The 22,954-nt window shown below is 70.9% G+C and carries 21 protein-coding genes and 1 pseudogene; 12 read left to right on the top strand and 10 right to left on the bottom strand.

Annotated features, from left to right (window positions below):
- Positions 1–175: 175 nt before the first annotated feature.
- Complete coding sequence (locus tag ABZ016_RS01215; protein ID WP_356914445.1) at positions 176–1,549, top strand: RNA-guided endonuclease TnpB family protein; 1,374 nt, start codon at positions 176–178, stop codon at positions 1,547–1,549.
- Here the strand turns inward: ABZ016_RS01215 and ABZ016_RS01210 are convergent.
- Both ABZ016_RS01210 and ABZ016_RS01205 read right to left on the bottom strand, forming a co-directional pair.
- A complete protein-coding gene (locus ABZ016_RS01210) occupies positions 1,434–3,071 on the bottom strand; it encodes an alkaline phosphatase D family protein (protein WP_356914444.1) in 1,638 nt (545 codons plus the stop codon). The two genes, ABZ016_RS01215 and ABZ016_RS01210, sit on opposite strands and share 116 nt — an antisense overlap.
- Positions 3,072–3,150: 79 nt before the next feature.
- Complete coding sequence (locus tag ABZ016_RS01205) at positions 3,151–3,795, bottom strand: HNH endonuclease family protein (protein WP_356914443.1); 645 nt, start codon at positions 3,793–3,795, stop codon at positions 3,151–3,153.
- A 366-nt stretch (positions 3,796–4,161) separates the two neighbouring features.
- Here ABZ016_RS01205 and ABZ016_RS01200 point away from each other — a divergent pair, with 366 nt between their 5' ends.
- Positions 4,162–4,743 carry a TMEM165/GDT1 family protein gene (locus tag ABZ016_RS01200; protein WP_039932408.1) on the top strand — a complete coding sequence of 194 codons (582 nt, stop codon included), beginning with the start codon at positions 4,162–4,164 and terminating at the stop codon, positions 4,741–4,743.
- A 198-nt stretch (positions 4,744–4,941) separates the two neighbouring features.
- Entirely contained in the window at positions 4,942–5,601 is a 660-nt protein-coding gene (locus ABZ016_RS01195; protein ID WP_356914442.1) for an HAD-IA family hydrolase, read from the top strand.
- Positions 5,602–5,636: 35 nt separating this feature from the next.
- Here ABZ016_RS01195 and cpt read toward each other — a convergent pair whose 3' ends face one another.
- Positions 5,637–6,176, bottom strand: coding sequence for a chloramphenicol phosphotransferase CPT (gene cpt / locus ABZ016_RS01190; RefSeq protein ID WP_356914441.1), 540 nt, complete (start codon positions 6,174–6,176; stop codon positions 5,637–5,639).
- A 29-nt stretch (positions 6,177–6,205) separates the two neighbouring features.
- On the bottom strand, positions 6,206–7,591 hold the full coding sequence (locus ABZ016_RS01185; RefSeq protein WP_356914440.1) for a peptidoglycan-binding protein: 1,386 nt from the start codon (positions 7,589–7,591) through the stop codon (positions 6,206–6,208).
- Positions 7,592–7,749: 158 nt separating this feature from the next.
- Between ABZ016_RS01185 and ABZ016_RS01180 the strand changes: the two genes are divergently transcribed.
- A complete protein-coding gene (locus ABZ016_RS01180) occupies positions 7,750–9,822 on the top strand; it encodes an MFS transporter (RefSeq protein WP_356914439.1) in 2,073 nt (690 codons plus the stop codon).
- Positions 9,823–9,832: 10 nt separating this feature from the next.
- Here ABZ016_RS01180 and ABZ016_RS01175 read toward each other — a convergent pair whose 3' ends face one another.
- Positions 9,833–10,324, bottom strand: a complete 492-nt coding sequence (locus ABZ016_RS01175; protein ID WP_356914438.1) for a GNAT family N-acetyltransferase — start codon at positions 10,322–10,324, stop codon at positions 9,833–9,835.
- Positions 10,325–10,492: 168 nt separating this feature from the next.
- On the opposite strand from ABZ016_RS01175, the gene ABZ016_RS01170 reads away from it, so the two are divergent.
- Both ABZ016_RS01170 and ABZ016_RS01165 read left to right on the top strand, forming a co-directional pair.
- Positions 10,493–11,212: a hypothetical protein gene (locus ABZ016_RS01170; protein ID WP_356914437.1), complete on the top strand. Its 720-nt coding sequence runs from the start codon at positions 10,493–10,495 to the stop codon at positions 11,210–11,212.
- A 3-nt stretch (positions 11,213–11,215) separates the two neighbouring features.
- The gene (locus ABZ016_RS01165; protein ID WP_356914436.1) at positions 11,216–11,806 is read left to right on the top strand and encodes a hypothetical protein; all 591 of its coding nucleotides are present in this window, start codon (positions 11,216–11,218) and stop codon (positions 11,804–11,806) included.
- On the opposite strand, the gene ABZ016_RS01160 is transcribed toward ABZ016_RS01165, so the two are convergent.
- Positions 11,795–12,232 carry a DUF1992 domain-containing protein gene (locus tag ABZ016_RS01160; protein WP_356914435.1) on the bottom strand — a complete coding sequence of 146 codons (438 nt, stop codon included), beginning with the start codon at positions 12,230–12,232 and terminating at the stop codon, positions 11,795–11,797. The genes ABZ016_RS01165 and ABZ016_RS01160 overlap by 12 nt on opposite strands.
- 88 nt (positions 12,233–12,320) lie before the next feature.
- Between ABZ016_RS01160 and ABZ016_RS01155 the strand changes: the two genes are divergently transcribed.
- Positions 12,321–12,713 carry a hypothetical protein gene (locus ABZ016_RS01155; RefSeq protein ID WP_356914434.1) on the top strand — a complete coding sequence of 131 codons (393 nt, stop codon included), beginning with the start codon at positions 12,321–12,323 and terminating at the stop codon, positions 12,711–12,713.
- Between the two features lie 107 nt (positions 12,714–12,820).
- On the opposite strand, the gene ABZ016_RS01150 is transcribed toward ABZ016_RS01155, so the two are convergent.
- Positions 12,821–13,492 (bottom strand): O-methyltransferase, encoded by a 672-nt coding sequence (locus ABZ016_RS01150; protein WP_356914433.1) that lies wholly within the window; start codon positions 13,490–13,492, stop codon positions 12,821–12,823.
- A 104-nt stretch (positions 13,493–13,596) separates the two neighbouring features.
- Positions 13,597–14,937, bottom strand: a complete 1,341-nt coding sequence (gene proP / locus ABZ016_RS01145; RefSeq protein ID WP_356914431.1) for a glycine betaine/L-proline transporter ProP — start codon at positions 14,935–14,937, stop codon at positions 13,597–13,599.
- 319 nt (positions 14,938–15,256) lie between these two features.
- Here proP and ABZ016_RS01140 point away from each other — a divergent pair, with 319 nt between their 5' ends.
- The 3 genes from ABZ016_RS01140 (at position 15,257) to ABZ016_RS01130 (ending at position 20,780) form a co-directional block, all read left to right on the top strand.
- The gene (locus ABZ016_RS01140) at positions 15,257–17,317 is read left to right on the top strand and encodes a bifunctional glycosyltransferase 87/phosphatase PAP2 family protein (protein WP_356914430.1); all 2,061 of its coding nucleotides are present in this window, start codon (positions 15,257–15,259) and stop codon (positions 17,315–17,317) included.
- 622 nt (positions 17,318–17,939) lie between these two features.
- Positions 17,940–19,436, top strand: a complete 1,497-nt coding sequence (locus ABZ016_RS01135) for an NHL repeat-containing protein (protein ID WP_356914428.1) — start codon at positions 17,940–17,942, stop codon at positions 19,434–19,436.
- Between the two features lie 216 nt (positions 19,437–19,652).
- A complete protein-coding gene (locus ABZ016_RS01130; protein WP_356914427.1) occupies positions 19,653–20,780 on the top strand; it encodes a glycosyltransferase family 4 protein in 1,128 nt (375 codons plus the stop codon).
- Here the strand turns inward: ABZ016_RS01130 and ABZ016_RS01125 are convergent.
- A complete protein-coding gene (locus tag ABZ016_RS01125) occupies positions 20,680–21,132 on the bottom strand; it encodes an ATP-binding protein (protein WP_356914426.1) in 453 nt (150 codons plus the stop codon). The genes ABZ016_RS01130 and ABZ016_RS01125 overlap by 101 nt on opposite strands.
- 94 nt (positions 21,133–21,226) lie before the next feature.
- On the opposite strand from ABZ016_RS01125, the pseudogene ABZ016_RS01120 reads away from it, so the two are divergent.
- Both ABZ016_RS01120 and ABZ016_RS01115 read left to right on the top strand, forming a co-directional pair.
- Positions 21,227–21,526 (top strand): annotated as a pseudogene (locus ABZ016_RS01120) (helix-turn-helix transcriptional regulator); the annotation flags it as partial.
- Positions 21,527–21,604: 78 nt separating this feature from the next.
- Positions 21,605–21,793, top strand: coding sequence for a DUF397 domain-containing protein (locus ABZ016_RS01115; RefSeq protein WP_356914425.1), 189 nt, complete (start codon positions 21,605–21,607; stop codon positions 21,791–21,793).
- Here ABZ016_RS01115 and ABZ016_RS01110 read toward each other — a convergent pair.
- Complete coding sequence (locus tag ABZ016_RS01110; RefSeq protein WP_356914424.1) at positions 21,777–22,946, bottom strand: steroid 3-ketoacyl-CoA thiolase; 1,170 nt, start codon at positions 22,944–22,946, stop codon at positions 21,777–21,779. The genes ABZ016_RS01115 and ABZ016_RS01110 overlap by 17 nt on opposite strands.
- Positions 22,947–22,954 lie beyond the last annotated feature (8 nt).

The following is a 22,954-nucleotide window of genomic DNA, read 5'->3' as shown; positions in this document are numbered from 1 at the left end:
GGGTGGAATGCCGGAACTCTTGCAGAAGGCCCCGGCGTTCCCGTCGGGGACGATGCCTCTAAAGGATGCTCTGACGGCGCACCGACTCGAACGTGTGCGCTCATATCGTGAGCAATTCCGACTTGATGTGATCTTTCGCCGTGGGTCGCCACGAAGCATCCCTACCGTGGTCGACATGCAGCTCCGCTACAACTACCGGACCTACCCCGACGCCCTCCAGCGCTGTGCGTTGGCGCGTGCGTTCGGGTGCGCTCGTGTGGTGTGGAACGACTGCCTGCGTGACCGTAAGGAAGCGCATGCGGCGGGGCTGCCGTATGTGAAGTCGGCGGAGTTGTCCCGGCTGCGCATCACCCAGGCCAAGCGCACTGAGGAACGTGCCTGGCTCGCCGACGTGTCGGCGGTCGTCCTGCAGCAGTCCTTGCGGGACCTGGACACGGCCTACAAGAATCTCTTCGACAGCTGCAGGGGAAAGCGGCAGGGCCGGAGGGTGGGGCCGCCCCGGTACAAGTCGAAGAAGGACACCCGGCAGTCGATCCGCCTCAACACCAATGCCTTCTCCCTGAAGGACGACGGCACGGTGTACGTGGCCAAGATCGGCAACCTCAAGGTCACGTGGTCCCGCCCGCTGCCGGCCGTGCCGACGTCCCTGACCGTCACCAAGGACAGCTCCGGCCGGTACTTCCTCAGCTTCGTCGTGGACACCGGGCCGGACATCCTCCCCGTACTGGAAACCGACACCGGTATCGACCTGGGGCTGTCCGCATTCGCCGTCCTGTCCGACGGCAGGAAGATCGACAGCCCGCGCTTCCTGCGCCGGGCGGAGAAGAAACTCAAGCGCCTTCAGAGGGAGCTGTCCCGCAAAGTCAAGGGATCGAAGAACCGGGCCAAGGCCCGCCTCAAGGTCGCACGTCAGCACGCCAAGGTGGCCAACCGGCGCCGGGACTTCCACCACAAGGCATCCACACAGATCATTCGCGACAACCAAGCGGTGTACGTGGAAGACCTCGCGGTGTCCGGCCTCGGCCGTACCCGGCTCGCCAAGTCCGTGCACGACGCGGGATGGTCCGCGTTCGTGCACATGCTGGAGTACAAGGCGGCTCTGCACGGCCGCACCTTCCTCAAGGTGGGCCCTGCTTTCCCGTCCTCTCAGGTCTGCTCGGCCTGCGGGTTCCGCGACGGACCTAAGCCACTGCACGTCCGGCAGTGGACGTGCAGGGGATGCGGCGCCGTGCACGACCGCGACCACAACGCAGCCCGCAACGTCCTTTTCGAAGGACGCCGTATCGTTGCCGCCGGACGGGCGGAGACGCTAAACGCCTGTGGAGCGCCGGTAAGACGGGCACCCGTGCCCGCACAGCGCGGTGAAGCAGGAAGCCCCCGGAAGGGCCAGACGACCCAGGCCGGATCCCCTGGACATGAAGCCAGGGAGCACGTCAAGGGGCAAGGTCGGAGTCCAGGAGGGTCGCCAGCCGAGGCCCCGTTCCCTCCCGCGCCCGGGCCCGCTCCAGCCGCAGCCGTGCCGAACGCCCGCGCAGGGTCAGCGTCATGAGCTGGTTGCCGAACCAGGGGCCGCCGGTCTTGCGCCAGGTGACCGGCGGTGGTGCGAGGCGTCCGTGCCGGGCGAGGCCGCGGCCGATGCCGCGTGACAGGGCGGTCCAGCCGATGCGGAAGGCCATCCGCATGGAGAGCGGGACGGAGTTGTGGACGGGGGAGCAGACCAGTTGCACCACCCGGGCGCCGGGCCCGTCACCGGGCCACGAGGGCTCGGCGACATAGGCGTGGTGCACGTCCCCCGACAGCACGCACACGGTCGCCGGCGCGTCCCGCCCCGAGCCGGCCTCGGCGATCAGATCGGCCAGCCGGGCGAAGGACTCGGGGAAGGCCGACCAGTGCTCCAGGTCGGCCGCCCGCCGCACCTTCTCGCCGAACCGGGCCCAGCGGGCACCCCGTTCGCCCCGGCACAGCGCCGCGTTCCACCCCTCGGCGTCGTGCACCAGATGCGGCAGCAGCCAGGGCAGCGAGGTGCCGACGAGGAGGTGGTCGTACGTCCCGGACGAGTCCAGCACCTGCTCGCGCAGCCAGGCCTCCTCGCCCGGGTCGAGCATCGAGCGGCCCTGCTCGTCGAGGACGCGGGCCGCCCGGCTGTCCACCATCAGCAGGCGTACGCGCCCGAAGTCGCGGCGGTAGCTCCAGCGGACCGTGGCGGGGTCGGCGTCGGCCCGGGCGGCGAACGTACGCAGCACGTCGGTGCCGTCGGGCAGCTTGCGGACCTGCTCGTACACCGGGTCGGCGGCCAGCTCCTCCGGTGAGAGGTTGCCCAGGTGCTGGTGGACCCAGTACGACATCAGGCCGCTCAGCAGCCGCTCCCGCCACCAGCCGGTGGCCCGCATGTCGGCGAGCCAGGCGGCGGAGGTGTTCCAGTCGTCGATGACGTCGTGGTCGTCGAAGATCATGAAGCTGGGCACGGTCGACAGCAGCCAGCGGATGCGCGGGTCGAGCCAGGACTCGTAGTAGAGGTGCGTGTATTCCTCGTAGTCGGCGACGCCGCTGCCCGGCGGGTCGTCCAGGTCGCGGCGGGCCGCCAGCCAGCGCTGGGTGCCGTCGGAGGTCTCGTCGGCGTACACCTGGTCGCCGAGCAGCAGCAGGACGTCCGGCCGCTCGCCCTCCGGGTCGGACGCGAGGCGGGTGGCCAGTGCGTCCAGGGCGTCCGGGCCGACCGGGTCGTGCCCGCCCGCGGGCGGGGCGGCCCAGCGGCAGGAGCCGAAGGCGACACGGAGGCCGCCCTCCGGGCCCGGCGCGTGGATCGCCGAGGGCGGGAAGGGCGAGCCGGGCAGCGGCCACACCGGGGTGCCGTCGAGCAGGACCTCGTACGTCGTGCCCGTACCGGCCGTGAGGCCCGTCACCGGGACGAGGGCGTAGTGGTGCCCGGCGATCTGGAAGGTGCGGGCCGTGCCGCCGGAGCCGTCGGCGCAGCGCACCTCGGCGGTGCACGGACGGCTCGTCTCGACCCATACGGTCGCGGACGAGCCGTCGGTGTACCTCAGCAGTGGTCCGAGGCGCAGTCCGGCCATGATGATCCCCTCTCCGTCGCCCCGTACGGTACGGAACGACGGAGGTCAGCGGGGAGACACCGACCGGAATTACTGCGTGTCAGCAGCTCGCGAGGTAGTTCGTCAGCGCGGACTTCTCGGCCGAGTCGACCGAGAGGTCGTAGTAGTACTTCACCTGGACCCAGGCGCGCACGTAGGTGCAGCGGTACGCCGTCCGGGAGGGCATCCAGGTGGCCGGGTCCTGGTCGCCCTTGGCCTGGTTGACGTTGTCGGTGACCGCGATGAGCTGCGGGCGGGTCAGGTCGTTGGCGAAGGACTGGCGGCGGGACGTCGTCCAGGAGTCGGCGCCGGAGTCCCAGGCCTCGGCCAGCGGGACCAGGTGGTCGATGTCCACGTCGGAGGCGGCGGACCAGGTCGCGCCGTCGTAGGGGGAGTACCAGCTGCCGCTGGTGGCGGCGCAGGAGGAGTCCTGCTGCACGTTGGTGCCGTCGCGCTTGAGGACGACTTCGCGGGTGTTGCAGGCGCCGGACTGGGTGATCCAGTGCGGGAAGAGGTCGCGGTCGTAGCCGGTGCGGTCCTCGGTGGCCACGGTGAGCGAGGCGAGGTAGGAGCGGGCGGTGGCGCCGCTCACGGGGGTGGGGAGGGCGGCGGAGGCGGCCGGACCGTTGATCAGTCCGGCCGAGGCTATGAGACCGGTGAGGCCCGCGAGCACGCTGAGCCGTCGACGCGCGTAGAACTTCGGCATGCGAATTCCCTTGTGAGGTGGGGGTGTTGGGCAGCGAGCGGGAGAATGCTCGCGGCGCCGTGTTGCGGGGAGGTGTGCGTCCGGTGAGAAGTTAGTGACGCGGCCATGACATGACAAGATTCAAGGGGGAACTTTTCACTCCTGGAGCGTCACGTACCATGGACGGCGCAGAAGGGGAGTAGCTCTTCGCCGGACCGTCGACATACTGCTCAGCTCGCCTGAGCCGGCGCCCGGAGGCCGGTCTTCACCAGGACCTGCCAGCGAGACCTTCGGCAAGCAGTGCACTGACCGTGTGCTGCCCTGCCGAGGTGTCTTGTGTGATGTTCAGCACTCTCGGTGGGGCAGTCCCGACCGATTGAGGAACCCTTGATCAGCCTGACCGTGACGGCCGTCGTCTTCGGTGTCGTCTTTCTCGCCGAACTGCCGGACAAGACCGCCCTCGCCGGCCTCGTCCTCGGCACCCGCTATCGCGCCTCCTACGTCTTCGCCGGTGTCGCCGCGGCCTTCGCGCTGCACGTCGCGCTCGCCGTCGCGGCCGGCAGCGTACTGACGCTGCTGCCGCAGCAGCTCGTGCAGGCGCTGACGGGTGTGCTCTTCCTGGGTGGGGCCGCGGTGCTGCTGCTCAAGAAGAGCGAGGATGAGGAGGAGGTCCGCAAGCCGGAGAACCAGTCCTTCTGGAAGGTCTCGGGTGCGGGCTTCATGCTCATCCTGGTCGCTGAGTTCGGCGACCTCACCCAGATCATGACGGCGAACCTGGCGGCCCGCTACGACGACCCGCTCTCCGTCGCCCTGGGGGCGGTGCTGGCGCTGTGGGCGGTGGCCGGGATCGGCATCGTCGGCGGCAAGGCCCTGATGAAGAAGGTGCCGCTGCGGCTCATCACGCAGATCGCGGCGCTCGTGATGCTCGGGCTCGGGGTGTGGAGCCTGTGGGAGGCCGTGACGGGCTGAGCCGGCAGGGCCCGGGTGAGCTGAACGGCGGATGAACGTCTGCCGGGGCCTCTGGCGCAATCACGGCATGTTTTGTACCGTGAGGGAACAAAGTGGCCCTCGCCCGTTTTCCCTGACCGGCGGGCGGGGCCGCCTTGTCCCTCGGGGGTGCCGCGAAACCGTCGCGCGCCTTACCCGCCCTGAGCCTTGGAGCTGCCGATGCCGGCCACCGCCGTGCTCACCGCCCGCGCCCTCCTGCTGGACATGGACGGCACCCTCGTCAACTCCGACGCCTCGGTCGAACGCGTCTGGCGGCGCTGGGCCGAGCGGCACGGGCTGGACGGGAGTGAGGTCATGAAGGTCGTCCACGGGCGACAGGGATACGCCTCGATGGCGCTGCTGCTGCCCGGCCGTCCCATGGAGCAGAACTACGCCGACAACGCCCGGATGCTCGCCGAGGAGACGGCCGACACCGAGGGTGTCGTCGCGATCCCCGGGGCGCCGGAGTTCCTGGCCTCGCTGCGCGGACTGCCGCACGCGCTCGTCACCTCCGCCGACGTACCGCTGTCCACGGCGCGGATGGCCGCCGCCGGGCTGGAGCAGCCCGAGGTGCGGGTGACCGCGGAGTCCGTCGGGGCGAGCAAGCCCGACCCCGAGGGCTTCCTCAAGGGGGCCGCCGAGCTGGGCGTGGCGCCCGCGGACTGCGTGGTGTTCGAGGACTCCGGGGCCGGGATCGCCGCGGGACGCGCCGCCGGGATGACGGTCGTCGGCGTCGGGCCACGCGCCGCGGCCCACGAGCCGGACGTGGTCGTGGAGGACCTCACCAAGGTGCGTGTGGAGGCCGTGGGGGACGGGACGGTCCGCCTGCACATGGGGTGACGTCCGCCCCGGTCCGGCCCTGCCCGATCCGCCGGTCACCCCCGGCCGACGCGGGCGGCGATGACGCGCGCGCACTCCAGGGACTCGGTGCGGGTCGTGTCCACCTCCAGGTCGTAGCGCATGCCCTCGTGCACCAGGTGCGCCTGTGACGCGGCCATGCCCCCGACCCGGTCGCCCCGTGCGATCTCGCGGCCGGCGGCGACCGTGCTGTCGCATCTGACACCGACCCACAGCACGTCGAGGCCCGCCAGCGCCTTCTCCCAGCGCTGCCGGGACGCCGGTCCGCCGAGGAAGACGTCGTCGACGACGACCCTCGCGCCGGCGCGGGCCATGGCCGCGATGCCCTCGGTCCAGGCCGCGTCCAGTGCCCGGAACGCCGCCCCCACGTGCACGCCGCCGTCCGCGGCGAAGGTGATGCCCTCGCGCGAGCCGTGCATCCTCGCGGGCAGAGCGGCCACGAACGAGTCGACTCCGAACGCCAGCCACGGGTCCGGCAGCACCTGTTGCAGGCACCGTACGATCCCCGACTTGCCCGAGCTCGAACCGCCGTTGAGAACGATCACTTGAGTGGTCATATCGCGTCACCGTACGGCTCCGGGGCGGCCTACGGCTCCTTGGTTTCCGACTCCAGCCTGGTCCGGGTCGACCGGCCGTAGACGCCGAGGTCGTCCTCCTGGATGCCGCGTGAGTACTGGTAGGTGCGGACGGCGTCCTCCAGCCGTTTGTCGTAGGTGCCGTCGTCGTCCTCGTCGTAGAGGAACAACTGGCGCAGACGGAGCTGGAGTTCCGTGACCTCCGGGCCGCGGTCGCCGAGCCGCAGGGTGGTGGGGCCGCCGTTCTGGCGGGACTTGTCCGGGGGCGCCTGCCCCGGGCCGGTCGGCGTGGCGGACGTCGGTGACGGCGAGGGGGTGGCCGACTGCGAGGGGCTGGTTGAGGCGCTCGATGCCGACGGCGACGGGGAGGCGGGCGCGCTGCTGACGGCCGGCCGCGACGCCGGTGGTGCGGCGGGGGCCGACGGGGTGCCCGGGGCGCTCCCGGCCGGTGGCGTGGACGCCTCGCTGCTCGACGGGGCGTCCGGCACGCTCGCCCGGATGTCGTCCGGCAACGCGGTGTCCCGCGACGGCGCCTCGTAGGCGAACAGCCCGCTCGCGTACCCGGCCACCGCCACGACCGCGACACAGGCCGCGGCGGCAGCGGCGAGCAGCACGCCACGACGCCGGCTCCGAGACTCGCCGCCGGGCTCGGCAGCCCCGGGGGCGCCGTCCTCCGGCGCCCCCGCACCGTCGAAAAGCCGCAGGTCGGTCACGCTGGGCTCGCTCGCGGCGGGCGCCAGGGGTGTGGGCAGCGCGGTGGTGTCCGGGGGGACCAGCAGGGCGGTCGTGTCCGGCGCTGTCGGCAGCACGGTGGTGGCGTCCGGGTCGACGGGGCGCAGGGGCATGGTCGTGTCGGCGGGGGAGGGTGGCGGGGCGGCGCCCTCGGCACGGAAGGAGTCCGCAGGGTTGGCGACGGACCGCTGTGGGCTGACTTCCGGCGACTGGGCCGCACCGTCCGTGCGTGGGCTCTCCGCATACGGAGGCGTGGTGGGGCCGTTCGGGTGGGATGTGGGCGATGGCGTGACCCCGCCGTCGGCCAACGGCGACCGCGCGGGCCCTTGCCCGTGTGGCCCCTGCGTGTGCGGCGGCGTGCCGTCGGAGGGCCGGGCAGGGCCGTCGGTGCCGGAGGGCTCTGCGGAGTCCTCGGGGCGTTGCGCTGGGGCCCCGTCCATCGGCCCCGGCGTGGGCCCCTCGGGGCCGGGCGGGGCCGACTTCGGGTCGAGTTCGACGTACGGGCGGATGCGGAGCGGGTCGAAGTCCTCCGCCGCCGCTGCCTGGGCCGTACGGGCGTCGCGGAGGGCCTCCGCGGCGCGGTGGGTGCAGGCGCAGGAGGGGGTGTTGTCCGGGCGTCTGGGCGCGCCGCACTCCGGGCACGGGTGGCCGTTCGGCTGGTCCACGCGTCACTCCCTCCCCTCGCGAACTTCAGAGATTATCCAGATCTTCTCCACAGTGCGGTCGGCGAGCCCCCGGAACGACCGCTTCCAAAAGGGCTCGGCAGGCCATAGCAGGGCACTCCGGTCAGGATGGAAAATGTCACAGCACCCTGGGAGGACGCATGGCAGGGGACGAGGTCTTCGAGGCCGAGGACGCGCGCGCCGGCGCACCGCCGGGCCAGGGCGCCCCCGTTCAGGAGCGGGTCTCCGGGAACGTGCTGGTCTCCATCGGCGCCCTGCTCCTCGGCCTCCTGCTCGCCGCCCTCGACCAGACCATCGTGTCGACCGCGCTGCCCACCATCGTCAGCGACCTCGGCGGCATGGAGCACCTGTCCTGGGTGGTCACCGCCTACCTGCTGGCCGCGACCGCCGCGACCCCCCTGTGGGGCAAGCTCGGCGACCAGTACGGGCGCAAGAGGCTCTTCCAGACGGCGATCGTGATCTTCCTGATCGGCTCCGCGCTGTGCGGCACCGCGCAGGACATGGCCCAGCTGATCGCCTTCCGGGCCGTGCAGGGCCTGGGCGGCGGCGGGTTGATCGTGCTGTCCATGGCGATCGTCGGCGACCTGGTCCCGCCGCGCGAACGCGGGCGCTACCAAGGGCTGTTCGGGGCCGTGTTCGGGGCGACCAGTGTGCTCGGGCCGCTGCTCGGCGGACTGTTCACCCAGCATCTGAGCTGGCGTTGGGTGTTCTACGTCAACCTGCCCGTCGGCATCGTCGCGCTCGCCGTGATCGCGACCGCGCTGCACATCCCGCGCCGGACCCAGCGGCACGTCATCGACTACCTCGGCACCTTCCTCATCGCCGTCGTCGCCACCTGCCTGGTGCTGGTCGCCTCGCTCGGGGGGACGACCTGGGAGTGGGGGTCCCCGCAGATCGTCGCGCTCGCGGTCCTGGGCGTCGCCCTCGCCGGCGCCTTCGTGGCCGTGGAACGCCGGGCCGCCGAACCCGTCCTGCCGCTGACGCTCTTCCGCGTCCGCACCTTCACGCTCTCCGTCGTGATCAGTTTCGTCATCGGCTTCGCCATGTTCGGCGCGATGACCTACCTGCCGACCTTCCTGCAGATCGTGCAGGGCGTCAGCCCCACCATGTCCGGTGTGCACATGCTGCCCATGGTGCTGGGCCTGCTGCTGGCCTCGACGGTCTCCGGGCAGATCGTCAGCCGGACCGGCCGCTGGAAGGTGTTCCCGGTCGCCGGCACCGGTGTCACCACCCTCGGACTGCTCCTGCTGCACCAGATCGACGAACACAGTCCCGGCATCGAGCTGAGCGGCTTCTTCTTCGTCTTCGGACTCGGCCTCGGCCTGGTGATGCAGGTCCTCGTGCTCATCGTGCAGAACGCCGTCCCGTACGAGGACCTGGGCGTCGCCACCTCCGGCGCGACCTTCTTCCGCTCCATCGGCGCCTCGTTCGGCGTCGCCGTCTTCGGCACGATCTTCGCCGGTCGGCTGGGCGACCAGCTCACGGACGCCTTCCGGGGCGCACAGCTGCCGCCCGGCGCCTCCGTGGACGCGCTGGAGGCCGATCCGCGGGGCATCGCCGCCCTGCCGCCCGGCCTGCGCCCGCCGGCCCTGCACGCCTACGCCGTCTCCATCACGGACGTCTTCCTGTACGCCGCCCCGGTCGCGCTCCTCGGCTTCGTGCTGGCCTGGTTCCTCAAGGAGGACCGGCTGCGCGGCTCGGTCACCGCGCCCGACGTCACCGAGACCCTGGCCAGCAACCCCGTCGAACGGTCCTCCTACGACGAGGTGTGCCGCGCCCTGTCGGTGCTCGGCACCCGCGCGGGGCGCCGCGAGATCTACCAGCAGATCACCGCGAGGGCGGGCTACGACCTGCTGCCCGCGACCGGCTGGCTGCTGCTGCGGATCCGGCGGTACGGCTCCGTGGAGCCGGGCGTGCTGGTCGACCGCATGCCCGTTCCGCTCGGCGTGATCATGGACGCCGTACGCCAGGTGGAGGAACGGCGGCTCGCCGTGCGCGAAGGGGTCGACCTGGTCCTGACCGGCCAAGGGCGCGAGATCGCCGAGCGGCTGGCACAGGCCCGTGAGGAGTCCCTCGCCGAGCTGCTCGGCGACTGGTGGGGGCCCGACCGGCCCACCGACCTGGTGGAGCTCGTCCGCGAGCTCAGCGGCGAACTGTGCGGATCGCGGCAGGAGCGCCCGCACGAGCCGCCCGCCGCGGAACGCTTCGCCTGAACGGCCTACGTCAGATCAAGTGCTTGCGGAACCAGTGCTCGGCGTACTGGTCGTCGTTGTACGGCTCGGTCTCCGTGTAGCCGAGGCGGGCGTAGAGGGCGCGGGCCTCGACGAGGTCGCCGCGCGTGTCGAGGACCATCCGGGTGGCGCCGAGAGCCCGGGCGGCGTCCTCCGCGGCCCGGACCAGGAGAGCCGCGCCGCCCCTGCCGCGCAGCGGCTCGCGCACGAACACCCGCGTGAGCTCGGCGGTCGCCCCGTCCCGCAGCCGCACCCCCGCCGTGCCGGCCGGCTCACCGCCGTACCGTGCGACCAGCAACTTCCCGCGCGGCGGCCCGAGATCGCTGCCCGGCCGGGCGGCGATCTCCCGCTCCAGCTCGTCCGGGTCGGTCCGGCGCCCCTCGTGCAGCAGGTACCAGCGGTCGCTGACCTCGGTGTAGTACGCCCGCCAGAGGGCGGCGGCGACGGGGGAGTCGTACGGTTCCGGGTCCACGGTCCAGGTCATGCCCGGCATTCTCGGCGGGCGCCGTACCACGCGCGCAACCGAATAAACCCGGGGGAGCTCGGGCGCGGGCGGGCCGCGGAGGCCGTTTATGGGCGAACTTCCGGGCTACCCGATCGGCGAACCGGCTCGCGAGGACGGCCGGTTGGGCCGAGAACCCGGAAGGCATTCATGTCCACTGGCCTGATCATCGCTTTGATCGTGATCGCGGCGGTCGTCGTCATCATCGCGGCCGCCATGACCCTGCGCGCCCGAGGGCCTCGGCGAGGCCCGAGCCTGAAGCGGCGCTTCGGACCCGAGTACGACCGGGCCGTCGCCCGGCACGACGGCGACACCAAGGCCGCCGAGCGCGAACTCACCGAGCGTGTGCACCGCCATGGCGACCTGCGCGAACGGGCGTTGGAGCCGGCGCAGCGCGAGCGGTACGAGGCGCGCTGGACGGCCGCTCAGGAGCGGTTCGTCGACTCGCCGCGCGAGGCGGTCGCCGAGGCGGACCGGCTGCTCGCCGAGCTCGCCGGCGCCCGGGGCTTCCCGGACGGCGGGCAGTACGAGGAGCAGCTCGCCGCACTGTCCGTGCACCACGCCCACCACGTCGACGGCTACCGGCGGGTCCACCGTGCCGCGCATCTGCGGGCGGAGGACGCCCGGGACGGCGGCACCGGTACGGAAGACATGCGCGAGGCCATGGTGGCGGCCCGCGCCCTGTTCGAGGAGCTGGTCCGGCCGGCCCGCCATGACGGCGGAGGCCGCACCGGCGCACGGCACGAGGACGGACACCACGACAACGGACGGCACCACCGTGCCGGACTGAACGGCGGCCGCAAGGCCCCGGCCGACCGCGGCGGCCACATGCCGTGGGCGCTCCACCGACGTCAGGCGAAGGAGAGTTGAGCCATGTCCGACATGACCCGCCAGCCCGGCGAGCCCTCCGCCGCCGGCGACCCCACCGGCCCTGACGCCCGCGGCGAGAGCGCCCTGGGCACCGGCCACGGCACGACGGCGCCGCGCCCGGACCGTGGCATGGGCACGGACCCCACCGGCAGGCACGGCACCGACGTGCACGCCACGGACCTGCACGGCACGGAGGCGCCCCACGGCGACTTCCATGGCACCGGCCCGGACCGCGCCACCGGTACGGGGACCGGCACGCTCGGGGGAGAACCCACCGGCACCCACCAGACGGGCACCCCTGGCTCGCACCTCCTCGCCCACGACGAGTCCGACAAGCTCGGCTCGCAGTTGCAGCACGCCGTCGCCGGGTTCGTCGACGGGCCCCGGGCCGCCGTCGAGGAGGCCGACCACGTGCTGGAGGAGATCGCGGCCCGCTTCACCGAGGCCGTGACCAAACGCCGCCGCACCCTGCGTCACTCCTGGCAGTCCGTCGAGAGCGGCGAGGGCAAGCCCGTGTCGAGTGCCGACACCGAGCAGCTGCGTCTGGCCCTGAAGGACTACCGGGAACTTGCCGAACGGCTGCTACACGTCTGACCGGGGTGCACCACCCGGCTGCTGCTCCGCCCGGCGCTCCCGCCACTGCCGTACGACGTCCTCGACGTCGTACGGCTTCTTTCCCAGCGGGGGGCCGGGCGGCGGCTTGAACATCATCTCGCGGATCTTGTCGTTGACCTCGCCGATGATCTTCCTGACGATCCGCTCGGAGGGGGCCGCGTACGCGGCCTCGAGCGCGTCCTCCGCCTCCTTGCGCAACGCCAGCGCCGGCGGGAGCACGGAGAAGCCCTCGCGGGCCATCTTCCGCTTGACCCACCACAGTTCGTCGTACGTGCTCTCCACGTCGCGCGGGAGCGGTTCGCCCGCTCCCGGCAACCGTTCGAACTCCCCGCGCGCCTCCGCGTCGCGGATCTGCCGGTCGACCCAGGACTCGAAGTCGACGCCGGGTGGCTTTCGCTCGGTCATGAGGCCATTGTGCCGGACACCGCGTGGCCGGGCGTTCTATCATGCGGCGGGCTTGCAGGCCCATCAGGGACGTCTCAGGAGGAGTTACGTGCTCGAACTCACCATGGCCGCCGTGTCCGCGGCGGAGGAGGGTGCCACGGCCGGCATGCTCATGGCCGACGCGCCCAGCGAGCCGGGCGCCGTGCTGCGGGTGGGCCGTGACAAGTCGGTGTGCCGGCTCACGACGCCGGACGACTGGCTGTTCGTCTCCCGCGTCCACCTGGAGTTCCTGTGCGGGCCCGACGGGACCTGGCAGCTGACCTGGCTGCGCGGCTCCCAGCCCGACCCGTCCTCCGAAGTCCGGCTGACGGTCGGGGAGTACGCCCAGCCCCTCGCCTACGGCGGCACCGTCCCGCTGCCCAGGGGCGGCAGCGGCGAGGTCATCATCCAGGACCGCACCGCCCCGCGCAGCGTCAACGTGGGGTTCTTCCACGAGGTCTGACCGTTCCCGGGGGCTGAGCGGGAGTGAGCCCGCTCAGCCGCCCGGCCCGAACGGTCTGGGCGCACTGGTCCCAGCGCGACCGCCCGCGGGGGACGCACCTTGGGGGATCACGCCAGCACGCGCGCCAGCGCGAACCCGTCGTAGCCCTTCATGCCCACCGTCTGGATCGCCGTGCCGCTCAGCCTCGGGTGGCCGGCGATCAGTTCGATCGCGGTGCGGGTGCCCGTCACGTCCGGGGCGGTGCTGCCCGCGTCGACGACCCGGCCGCCCCGTACGACGTTGTCGAGGACGATCAGGCTGCCCGTGCTGGTGAGCTTCAGGGCCCACTCCACGTAGTGCGGGTTGTTGACCTTGTCGGCGTCGATGAAGACCAGGTCGAAGGGCGGCGGGTTCTCGTCGGCCAGCTTGGGCAGCGACTCCAGGGCCGGTCCCACCCGCACCTCGACGAGCTGGTCGAGGCCCGCGCGGGCGATGTTGCGGACGGCGACCTCGGCGTGCCGGGGGTCGTACTCCAGGGAGACCAGCCGCCCGTCGGCGGGCAGGGCACGGCCCAGCCAGATGGTGCTGTAGCCGCCGAGCGTGCCGATCTCCAGGATGTGGCGGGCGCCCTGGATCTGGGCCAGGAGCTGGAGGAGCTTGCCCTGGTTGCCCGCGACGTTGATGTGCGGAAGCCCGGCGGCGTCGCTGTCCCGCAGGGCTGCCGCCAGGGCTTCGTCGTCCGGGGCGAGGTGAGCGGTGAAGTAGGCGTCGACCTCGTCCCAGACGTGCGACTCGCTCATGCACCTGTACCTTTCGTCCGCACAGTTGGCTTCCCTGACCAGTGGCGCCGACGAAGATAGTTGGTGCGCGTGTCGAGTGTCAGCGGGTTTTCACCCGGCGTGTCTCAGTGCTCCACGGAGGGTGCCGAGCCCGGCAGCGGGCGTCCCGCCGACTCCGCCATGCGCCACACCGCGAAACCGCCGATCACGGCCGCGGCCATCATGTAGTACGCGGGCATCATCATGTTCCCGGTCGCGCCGATCAGCGCCGTGACCACCAGCGGCGTCGTGCCGCCGAAGAGGGACACCGAGACGTTGAAGCCGATGGACAGCGAGCCGTAGCGGACCTTCGTCGGGAACAGCGCCGGCAGCGCCGAGGGCATCGACGCCGTGAAGCAGACCAGCAGCATGCCGAGGGCGCCCATGCCCAGCCCGACCGCGAGCAGGCTGCCCTCGCGGATCAGCAGCAGGGCCGGGACGGACAGCAGCAGGAAGCCCGCGCAGCCGGTGGCGATCACCGGGCGGCGGCCGACCCGGTCGGTCAGCGCGCCGACGAACGGCTGGGCGATCATCATCACGGCCATCACGCCGAGGACGACGAGCAGACCGTGCGTCTCGTCGTAGTGGAGCTGACCGGTCAGGTAGCTCGGCATGTACGACAGCAGCATGTAGTCGGTGACGTTGAAGACCAGCACCAGGCCGACGCAGAGCAGCAGCGCGCGCCACTGGCCGGTGATCATCTCGCGCAGGGGCGTCTTCGGGCGGTTGTTCTCGGCCTTCTCGGCCTCGGCCGCGAACGCGGGGGTCTCCTCCAGGCGCATGCGCAGGTAGAGGCCGATGATGCCCATCGGGCCCGCGATCAGGAACGGCAGGCGCCAGCCCCAGGAGGTCAGGTCGTCGGCGGAGAGCAGGGCGGTCATGAGCGTGACCAGGCCCGCGCCGCCGATGTAGCCGGCGAGGGTGCCGAACTCCAGCCAGCTGCCGAGGAAGCCGCGCCGCTTGTCGGGGGCGTACTCGGCGATGAACGTGGAGGCGCCGGCGTACTCGCCGCCGGTGGAGAAGCCCTGCACGAGGCGGGCCACGAGGAGCAGGATCGGCGCGCCGACACCGATCGTCGCGTACGACGGGATCAGTCCGATCGCGAAGGTTCCCGCCGCCATCATGATCATGGTGAGGGCGAGGACCTTCTGGCGGCCGACGCGGTCGCCGAGCGGGCCGAAGACCATGCCGCCGAGGGGGCGGACCAGGAAGGCCGCGGCGAAGGCGCCGAACGTGGAGAGCAGCTGAGCGGTGGGGTTGCCCGAGGGGAAGAAGACCTTGCCCAGCGTGACCGCGATGTAGCTGTAGACGCCGAAGTCGAACCATTCCATCGCGTTGCCCAGCGCGGCCGCCTTCACGGCGCGCTTGACGAGCACGGGGTCGGTGACGGTGGGGGCGTGCGCCTTGGCGGTGCGCTTCTTGATCACGGACGTGGGAGCAATGACTGAGGCAGTCACAAGACTCGCTCGCCTACCTTTCGACGGGGACAAGGACGCGGTCCGCGCGGCGGCGCTGTCGAACGGGCCGAAAAAGCGACGATAGGCGAAGATTGCCCGCTCACGGGCGGTACGCCTTTCGTTGCAGGGTGCACGTAAACACCGGCTGTGCAGGCTCGTATGCCCGGCCGGGAGCGGTTCCCACGTGATCTTGATGTGATCCTTCTCGCTTTCACGAGAGGCGGCCGCGTGCCTCGCGCACTATCGTCAACCGGACGAACTGGGGCATATGGCAGAAGGCCGACGAGGCGTGGCGAATGCGGAGCGCAGCGGACGACCGACGGAATCCACCGGGGCGACTGCCGTCGGCAGGACTCGCGCACGCCTGCGGGCGGCCTGCTTCGCGCTGTGGCTGCTCGTCGCCGCCCTCGCCGCACGGCAGGTGGACGTCGTCCTCGGCAGCCCGCGCGGGGAGCGGCTGACGGACCTGGAGACCTGGGTCGGGCCGCACGGCGTGCTGCACGTGAACGGCTCCCTCTACGCCTCCACCCGCTTCACCGGCACCCCCTTCAAGGGGCTCGTCCTCAAACCCCTCACCCGTTCGGCCGAACAGACCCTCGGCTGGGGCTGGACCTTCGGCACACTGCTGCTGGTCGTCGCCCTCGGCCTGATCGCCGCCCGCGCGCTTCCCCCGCCCGTCGGACGCCGTACCGCCCTGCTGGCCGCCCCCGCCGCCATCGGCCTGCTCATGCTGTCCCTGCCGGTCCGCAACACCCTGTGGCTCGGCCAGACCAGCATCATCCCGGTCCTGCTCGTCCTGCTCGGCTGCTTCGCCGCCCGCGGCCAGCGCAGCAGCGGCCTGCTCATCGGTGTCGCCGCCGCGCTCCAGCCCACCTTGCTGCTCTTCGCGCCCCTGCTGTGGTGCACCGGCCGCAGACGCGCCGCCCTCTCCACCGGCCTCACCTTCGCCGCCGGCACCGCGCTCGCCTGGGCCGCGATGCCGAACGACTCCCACACCTACTGGGTCCACCACATCGCCGGCGCCGGCCTCGGCGGCCGGGCCGACGAGGCCGGCAACCAGTCCCTGCACGGCGCACTGCTGCGGCTCGGCCTCAACGGCCCCCTCGAGGTCGCCCTCTTCCTGACGCTCGGCGCGGCCGTCGCCGTCCTGGCCCTGCGCCGTGCCGTGCGCTGCTTCGACGACGGCCAGCTGCTCCTCGCCGTCGCGATCACCGGCTGCGCCGCGATCGTCGTCTCGCCCACGGCCTGGCAGCACCAGCTGCTGTGGCTGCTCCTCGCGGTCGTCGGCCGGGCCGGCAAGCGCGCTTCCGACCGGTACGTGTGGCCGGTCGCCGTCATCCTGGTCATGACCCTGCCGGCCGACATACTGCTGCCCCGGATGACGTCACTGGACCCGCTGCGCGACAACCTCGTCCTGCTGGCCGCCGTCGCCGCGGCCACGGCCGTACCGTTCCTCTCCCGCACCTCGCCGTACTACCAGTCACCCCGGCCCGCCGAGTACGCCCCCACGGCCCCGTCCCGCTTCCGGCGCGTGCCCCTGGTGCCATTCCTGCGCCGGGTCCTCAACCGGCCCAACCTCCTCCTGGAACTGCTCCTCCTCCGGGTCGCCTACGCCGCGTACTCCGAGATCCGGCTCGCCGCCACCGGCGGCAGCAACTCCGCCGGCCGGGCCGGGGCCGAGGAGCACGGCCGGCAGATCCTGGGCCTGGAACGCGCCCTGCACATCGACGTCGAGCGCTGGGCCAACCACCTGGTCGCCGGGACCACCTGGCTGCGGGACTTCCTCGACCACTACTACGTGTCGTTCCACTTCGTCGTCCCGCTGGCTGTCCTCGCCGCCCTCTACTGGCGCCGCCCCGCCGACTACCGCTGGGCCCGCTCCGCCCTCGGCTTCGCCACCCTGCTCGCCCTGGCCGGCTTCTGGCTCTACCCCCTGGCCCCGCCGCGCCTGATGCCCGGCCTCGGCTTCATCGACACCGTCCACGGCGTCCAGGACTTCTCCCAGCCCGACTACGGCACGCTCACGCACCTGACCAACCAGTACGCGGCCATGCCGTCGCTGCACTTCGGCTGGGCACTGTGGTGCGGCATCGTGATCGCCGTGCTGGCGCGCCGGTGGTGGGTGAAGGGGCTGGGGGTGCTGCATCCGTTGCTCACCGGTTGCTCGATCGTGGCGACCGGGAATCACTGGGTGCTGGACGCGGTGGGCGGGGCCGTCGCCGTCGGGGTGGGCTTCGGGCTCGTGTACGTGCTGACGGGGCCGCGGCCGACGGTCGCACGGCCTGCCGTGACGGTGGCGGGGGAGACAGGGAGTTCTGTCAGCACGGGGTGGCCCACTCGTCGCCGGTGACGCTTCTCAAGGCAGGGCAGTGAAGGGCGAAGCGCTCCTCAGGAAGTTGGGGGTCGCCATCGGCGGCGGCGTGGCAACAGGCGAGCAGGAGGGGATGGGAGTCCGGCGCCCCTGTCCTGCGTCCGTCCCGCACGAGCGGCTTCCGGCCATCGTGAGTCTTCGGCGTGGGGTCTCCTCCGTGGCGGAGGAGATGAGGCTGTGCTGTGGGGCGCCTGGGAGCGTGACGCGGAACTCGCGCGGTCTGCGTGTGACAGGTGCCGTCAGTTGATGCGGGCTCGGCGGGCTGTCCGTGTGGCAGGAACGGTATTCGTACACGCGGATTCCTCTTTTGCAGAAGCCTGGAATCGGGCAGTCTTTCCGAGCGATAAAGACTGCATACTCGAACATTTTCGCAGTCGTCTATGACGCGGGCAGTGGGAGGTGTGCGCATGAGTGAGAGTGCCATAGCGCAGCCGATAGCCCGCTCTTTGGGGTAACAGCAGGCTCTGATCCGGGCGTGTGAACCGGATGAACCAGATGCCCGTGCCCGGCGATTTCATACCGCATTTCTTCCATTTCGCCCCTCGCGCAGCTGGTCTGTGCCGGGGAAGTCCCTGCTGTCCGGAGAGAAAGGACAAATGCTGTGACCGGTCTCGAAACCATGCGTGTCGTCACGCGTGAACCCGCCATCTACATTGTCGCGGGTAACGGCACCGCTGGTTTTAGCAGCGACTATGGGCCGGCCGTCTGCGCCCAAGTCAATGGTCCCCGCAAAGTCGCGGTGGATTCCAGCGGCAACCTCTTCTTCTCCGACTACAGCAACCATCGGGTGCGGAGGGTGGATGCGGCGACCGGGCAGATCACCACGGTCGCGGGGAACGGCACCGCCGGCTTCAACGGCGACAACCAGCCGGCTGTCTATGCCCAACTCAACGCTCCCCGTGGTGTCGCGGTGGATTCCGGCGGCAACGTCTACATCTCCGACTGCAACAACCATCGGGTGCGGAGGGTGGACGCGGTGACCCGGCAGATCACCACGGTCGTGGGGAACGGCACCCCCGGCTTCAACGGCGACAACCAGTCAGCCGTCAACGCTCAGCTCTACAGTCCCATTGGTGTCGCAGTGGATTCCGGCGGCAACGTCTTCATCGGCGACTTCAACAACCATCGGGTGCGGAGGGTGGACGCGGTGACCCGGCAGATCACCACGGTCGCGGGGAACGGCACCGCCGGCTTCAACGGCGACAACCAGTCAGCCGTCAACGCCCAGCTCAACGGTCCCGTTGGTGTCGCGGTGGATTCCGGCGGCAACGTCTTCATCGGCGACTACGCCAACCATCGGGTGCGGAGGGTGGACGCGGTGACCCGGCAGATCACCACGGTCGCGGGGAACGGCACCGCCGGCTTCAACGGCGACAACCAGCCGGCCGTCAACGCCCGGCTCAACGCTCCACACACTGTTGCGGTGGATTCCGGCGGCAGCCTCTTCATCGCCGATGCCTCCAACCATCGGGTGCGGAGGGTGGATGCGGCGACCCGGCTGATCACCACGGTCGCGGGGACCGGCACCCCCGGATTCAACGGCGACGGCGGGCCGGCCATCGATGTCCAGCTCAACGCTCCCGTTGGTGTTGCGGTGGATTCCGGCGGCAGCCTCTTCATCGCCGACACCAACAACCATCGGGTGCGGAAGGTGAGTGATGTCGCTTCCACCGCCCGGTTCTCGGTGGCACCCGGGGGGCCGCCGGATGTGAGGCTGGAACGCGCCGGCAACACCGGCTACCCGGGTGTGCAAGTACGCGCCGAGGACGACGGCACGATCGCTCCGCAGAACGTCCGTGTGGATCTCCCCGCGGGAGTGGGCCTGCAGTTCGTGGGCGAACCCCGGTACACGCTGACCGTGTTGCCCGCCGCCGGGACCTCGCGTTCCTACTACGGGACCGTGTCGCCCGACGGGCAGAGCCTCACCTTCGACAATGTCGACCTGGCCCTGTCGGGAAGGGATTCGGTGTCCGCCGTATGGGTCGCGGTGAAAACCCCCGCCGACGCCCGGCTGGGAGGCACCAGGCTGACGTTCCGCATCGGCGACCGGCTCTCGGACTCCACGGCCATCCGCGTCGAGGAGCCGCCCCCGGCGTGACCGCCGGGGCCTTCCCGCCGAAGTGACACCACGAAAGACAGCCTGCCCGCGGGGTCCGCAGCCCGCGTCCTGCGGACCCGCGCGGGCAGGGTGTTCGAGGGCGTCGCGCCGGTGCAGTGCCGTCTTGTCCTCAACAAAAGGGAGTACCTACAGGTGGATACGGTGGCGTCTCGCCCCCACAGGCCCGCTCCGGCCACACCGGCCAGGTCGCGGAGCATGTCCATCATGGCCCGGGTGTACGGATATCCCCCGGCCCACAACGCGGGATCCGAGTGGATGCTCCACTCGATGCTTCGTCCCTTGAGCGAGCGCGGCCACCGGGTGACGGTCTGGCTGTCGCATCCCGGAAGCATGCAGAAGAGTTATGACATCGACGGAGTACGGGTCGTGCCCTATCAGGAGGGCGCGGACTTCGCCGCCGAGGTCCAAAGGGCAGACGTACTCCTCTCCCATTTCGAGAATGTCCCCCTCGTGTCGGGACTTGCCCGGGCCCGCCGGATACCCGTGGTCGTGATCTGCCACGACAATTTCGCCACGAGCTTCCACAACGCCGCGGGTGCCGATCTCGTGGTCTACAACAGCGAGTGGATCCGGCGGGACGGCGAGATCTTCTACGCGCGGTACCCTCCCGAGTTTCTGCCCCGGCGCACGATCGTCGTCCGCCCTCCCGTGATCGCCGAGGAGTACCACACCACACCGGGTGACTGCGCGACCCTGGTGAACCTGAACGCCGACAAAGGCGGCGACATCTTCTGGCGGATCGCCGCGTGGACGCCGGAATGGAGGTTCCTCGGTGTCCGCGGCGCCTACGGGCAGCAAGTCATGCCGCCACCACGGCTGCCCAACTGTGAAGTTGTCGACGGGGTGCCGGGACACATGATGCGCGAACACGTCTACAGCAGGGCGCGCGTGATACTCATGCCGAGCTTGTACGAGTCATGGGGGCGGGTGGCGGTGGAGGCGTTCGCCTCGGGCATCCCGGTGATCGCCCATCCCACGCCCGGGCTCGTCGAGTCCCTGGGCGAAGCCGGGATCTTCGCCTACCGAGACGACCTCAACGCGTGGACCGAGGCCCTGACGTTCCTGCGGGACCCGGGCAACTGGGCCCGGGCCTCCCGCCGGGCCATGGCCCGCTCCATCGAACTGAATGCGGCTCCCGACCTCGACATCTGGTGCGACGCCGTTGAATCCCTGAACGAGACCAGCCAGCGCAACGGCTTGCGCAGGCGCGCCATCGGCACGCTCATCGATGCCGGTGAGATGGGCCGCAGCGCCAGTGAGATGGGCCGCAGCCCTGGAGCCGGAGTGGCGGACTCGGGAGGCGAAAAACACGTGTGTCCCTGATAGACGAGGACGACGTCTCCCCCGGGCAGTGGGAAGAAGCCGCCTGACCGACGGGGCGGCTTCCTGCGCGAGTGCATTCGAACCACACGGTCTTCCCGCCCTCCGACCGTGGCGACACGCCCCACTTGTCGACCATCGCGTCGAGCAGGAGGAGTCCGCGGCCGTTCTCGGACCCCGGGTTCAGTGAGGCCGGCGTGCAGGGGAGTTGGTCGCTGCCGTCCGACACCTCCACCCGCACTCCGGCCGGCTGTCGCAAAATCAGCAGCGCGCAGCGCCGGTCCGGGACGTGTCGTACGACGTTGGCGAGCAGTTCGGTCAGGCCCAGTTCGACGGTGTCGGACAGCTCGGGCATGCGCCACTGATGCTGACGTGCGGTGACTACCCTCGGCTACGGAACGAATACAGCACGTCCCGTAGTGGACGGAGTTGCGTGAGAGGGGCTCCGCGTGACCAACATCAACGCCCTTGACCCGGGTGCTTCCCCGCTGGACTACTACGGCTTCGAGCTGCGGAGGCACCGGGAAGCGGCGGGACTGACGCTGAAGCAGCTCGGGCAGATCCTCAACTACACCGGCTCGCTGGTGGGGCAGATCGAGACCGCCCGGAAGGTTCCGACGCCGGAGTTCAGCGAACGGGCGGATGCGGCGCTGGGCGCGGACGGGATGTTCTCGCGGCTGGTGGAACTCGTGCTGCGGAGCCGGCTCCCGTCCTGGTTCCAGCAGGTGGCCGAGTTGGAGATGCGGGCCACTACGATCACCTCCGGGCCGCCGCGCTTTCCCTCACCAACTCGGCGGAGCTCATCCGGCGCGTAATGGAGGAACGCTATGGAGATGCAGTGGCGTAAGTCGACGTACAGCGGCGACCAGGGCGGCCAGTGCCTCGAAGTCGCTGAAACCCCGGAGGCCGCTGTCGCAATACGCGACTCCAAGAACCCGGCGGGACCGATGCTCACGCTCGACCCCGCCACGTTCACCACCTTCGTCAACTGGGCGACGACTACAGCCGCTGAATGATCGTGCCGGTGGCCAAAGCGCCCCCCGCACACATGGTGATCAGCGCGAACTCCTTGTCCGTGCGCTCCAGTTCATGAAGCGCCGTCGTGATGAGCCGGGCCCCGGTGGCTCCCACCGGGTGCCCGAGTGCGATCGCCCCGCCGTTGACGTTCACCTTCGACAGGTCCTGCTCGAAGACCCGTGCCCAGCTGAGCACGACGGACGCGAACGCCTCGTTGATCTCCACGAGGTCGATGTCCTTCAACGACATCCCGGCCTTGCCCAGTACGGCGTTGGTCGCGTCGATCGGGCCGTCGAGGTGGAAGTGGGGGTCGGAGCCGACCAGTGCCTGGGCCACGATCCGGGCCCGGGGACGCAACTTCAGCGCCCGAGTCATCCGCTTCGACGCCCACATGATCGCCGCCGCCCCGTCGGAGATCTGGGACGAGTTGCCGGCCGTGTGCACCGCCGTCGGCATGATCGGCTTCAGGGACGCCAGCGCCTCCGCCGTCGTGTCGCGCAGGCCCTCGTCCTTGTCGACCAGGCGCCACATGCCCTGCCCGGCGTGCTGCTCCTCCTCGGTCGTGGGGACCTGGACCGCGAAGGTCTCTCGTTTGAAGCGCTCCTCCGCCCAGGCGTGGGCGGCCCGTTCCTGGGAGGCGAGGCCCAGTGCGTCGACGTCCTCTCGGGTGAGCCCCCGGTGGCGGGCGATGCGCTCCGCCGCCTCGAACTGGTTCGGCAGGTCCACGTTCCACTCGTCGGGGAACGGCTTGCCCGGCCCGTGCTTCGAGCCCGACCCCAGCGGCACCCGCGACATCGACTCCACCCCGCAGGAGATGCCGACGTCGATCACGCCCGCCGCGACCATGTTGGCCACCATGTGCGAGGCCTGCTGCGAGGACCCGCACTGCGCGTCGACGGTCGTCGCGGCCGTCTCGCAGGGCAGTCCCATCGTGAGCCAGGCCGTGCGCGCGGGGTTCATGGACTGCTCGCCGGCGTGTGTGACCGTGCCGCCGACGATCTGCTCGACGCAGTCGGCCGGGATGCCGGTGCGACCGAGGAGTTCGCGGTACGTCTCGCCCAGGAGGTAGGCGGGGTGCAGGTTGGCGAGCGCGCCGCCGCGCTTGCCGATCGGGGTGCGTACGGCTTCGACGATCACGGGTTCGGCAGCCATGGGTGCGG

The organism is Streptomyces sp. NPDC006372 (genome assembly GCF_040612515.1).
In the GTDB taxonomy this organism is placed as follows: Bacteria; Actinomycetota; Actinomycetes; order Streptomycetales; family Streptomycetaceae; genus Streptomyces.
This window is presented reverse-complemented; position numbering and strand designations above follow the sequence as displayed.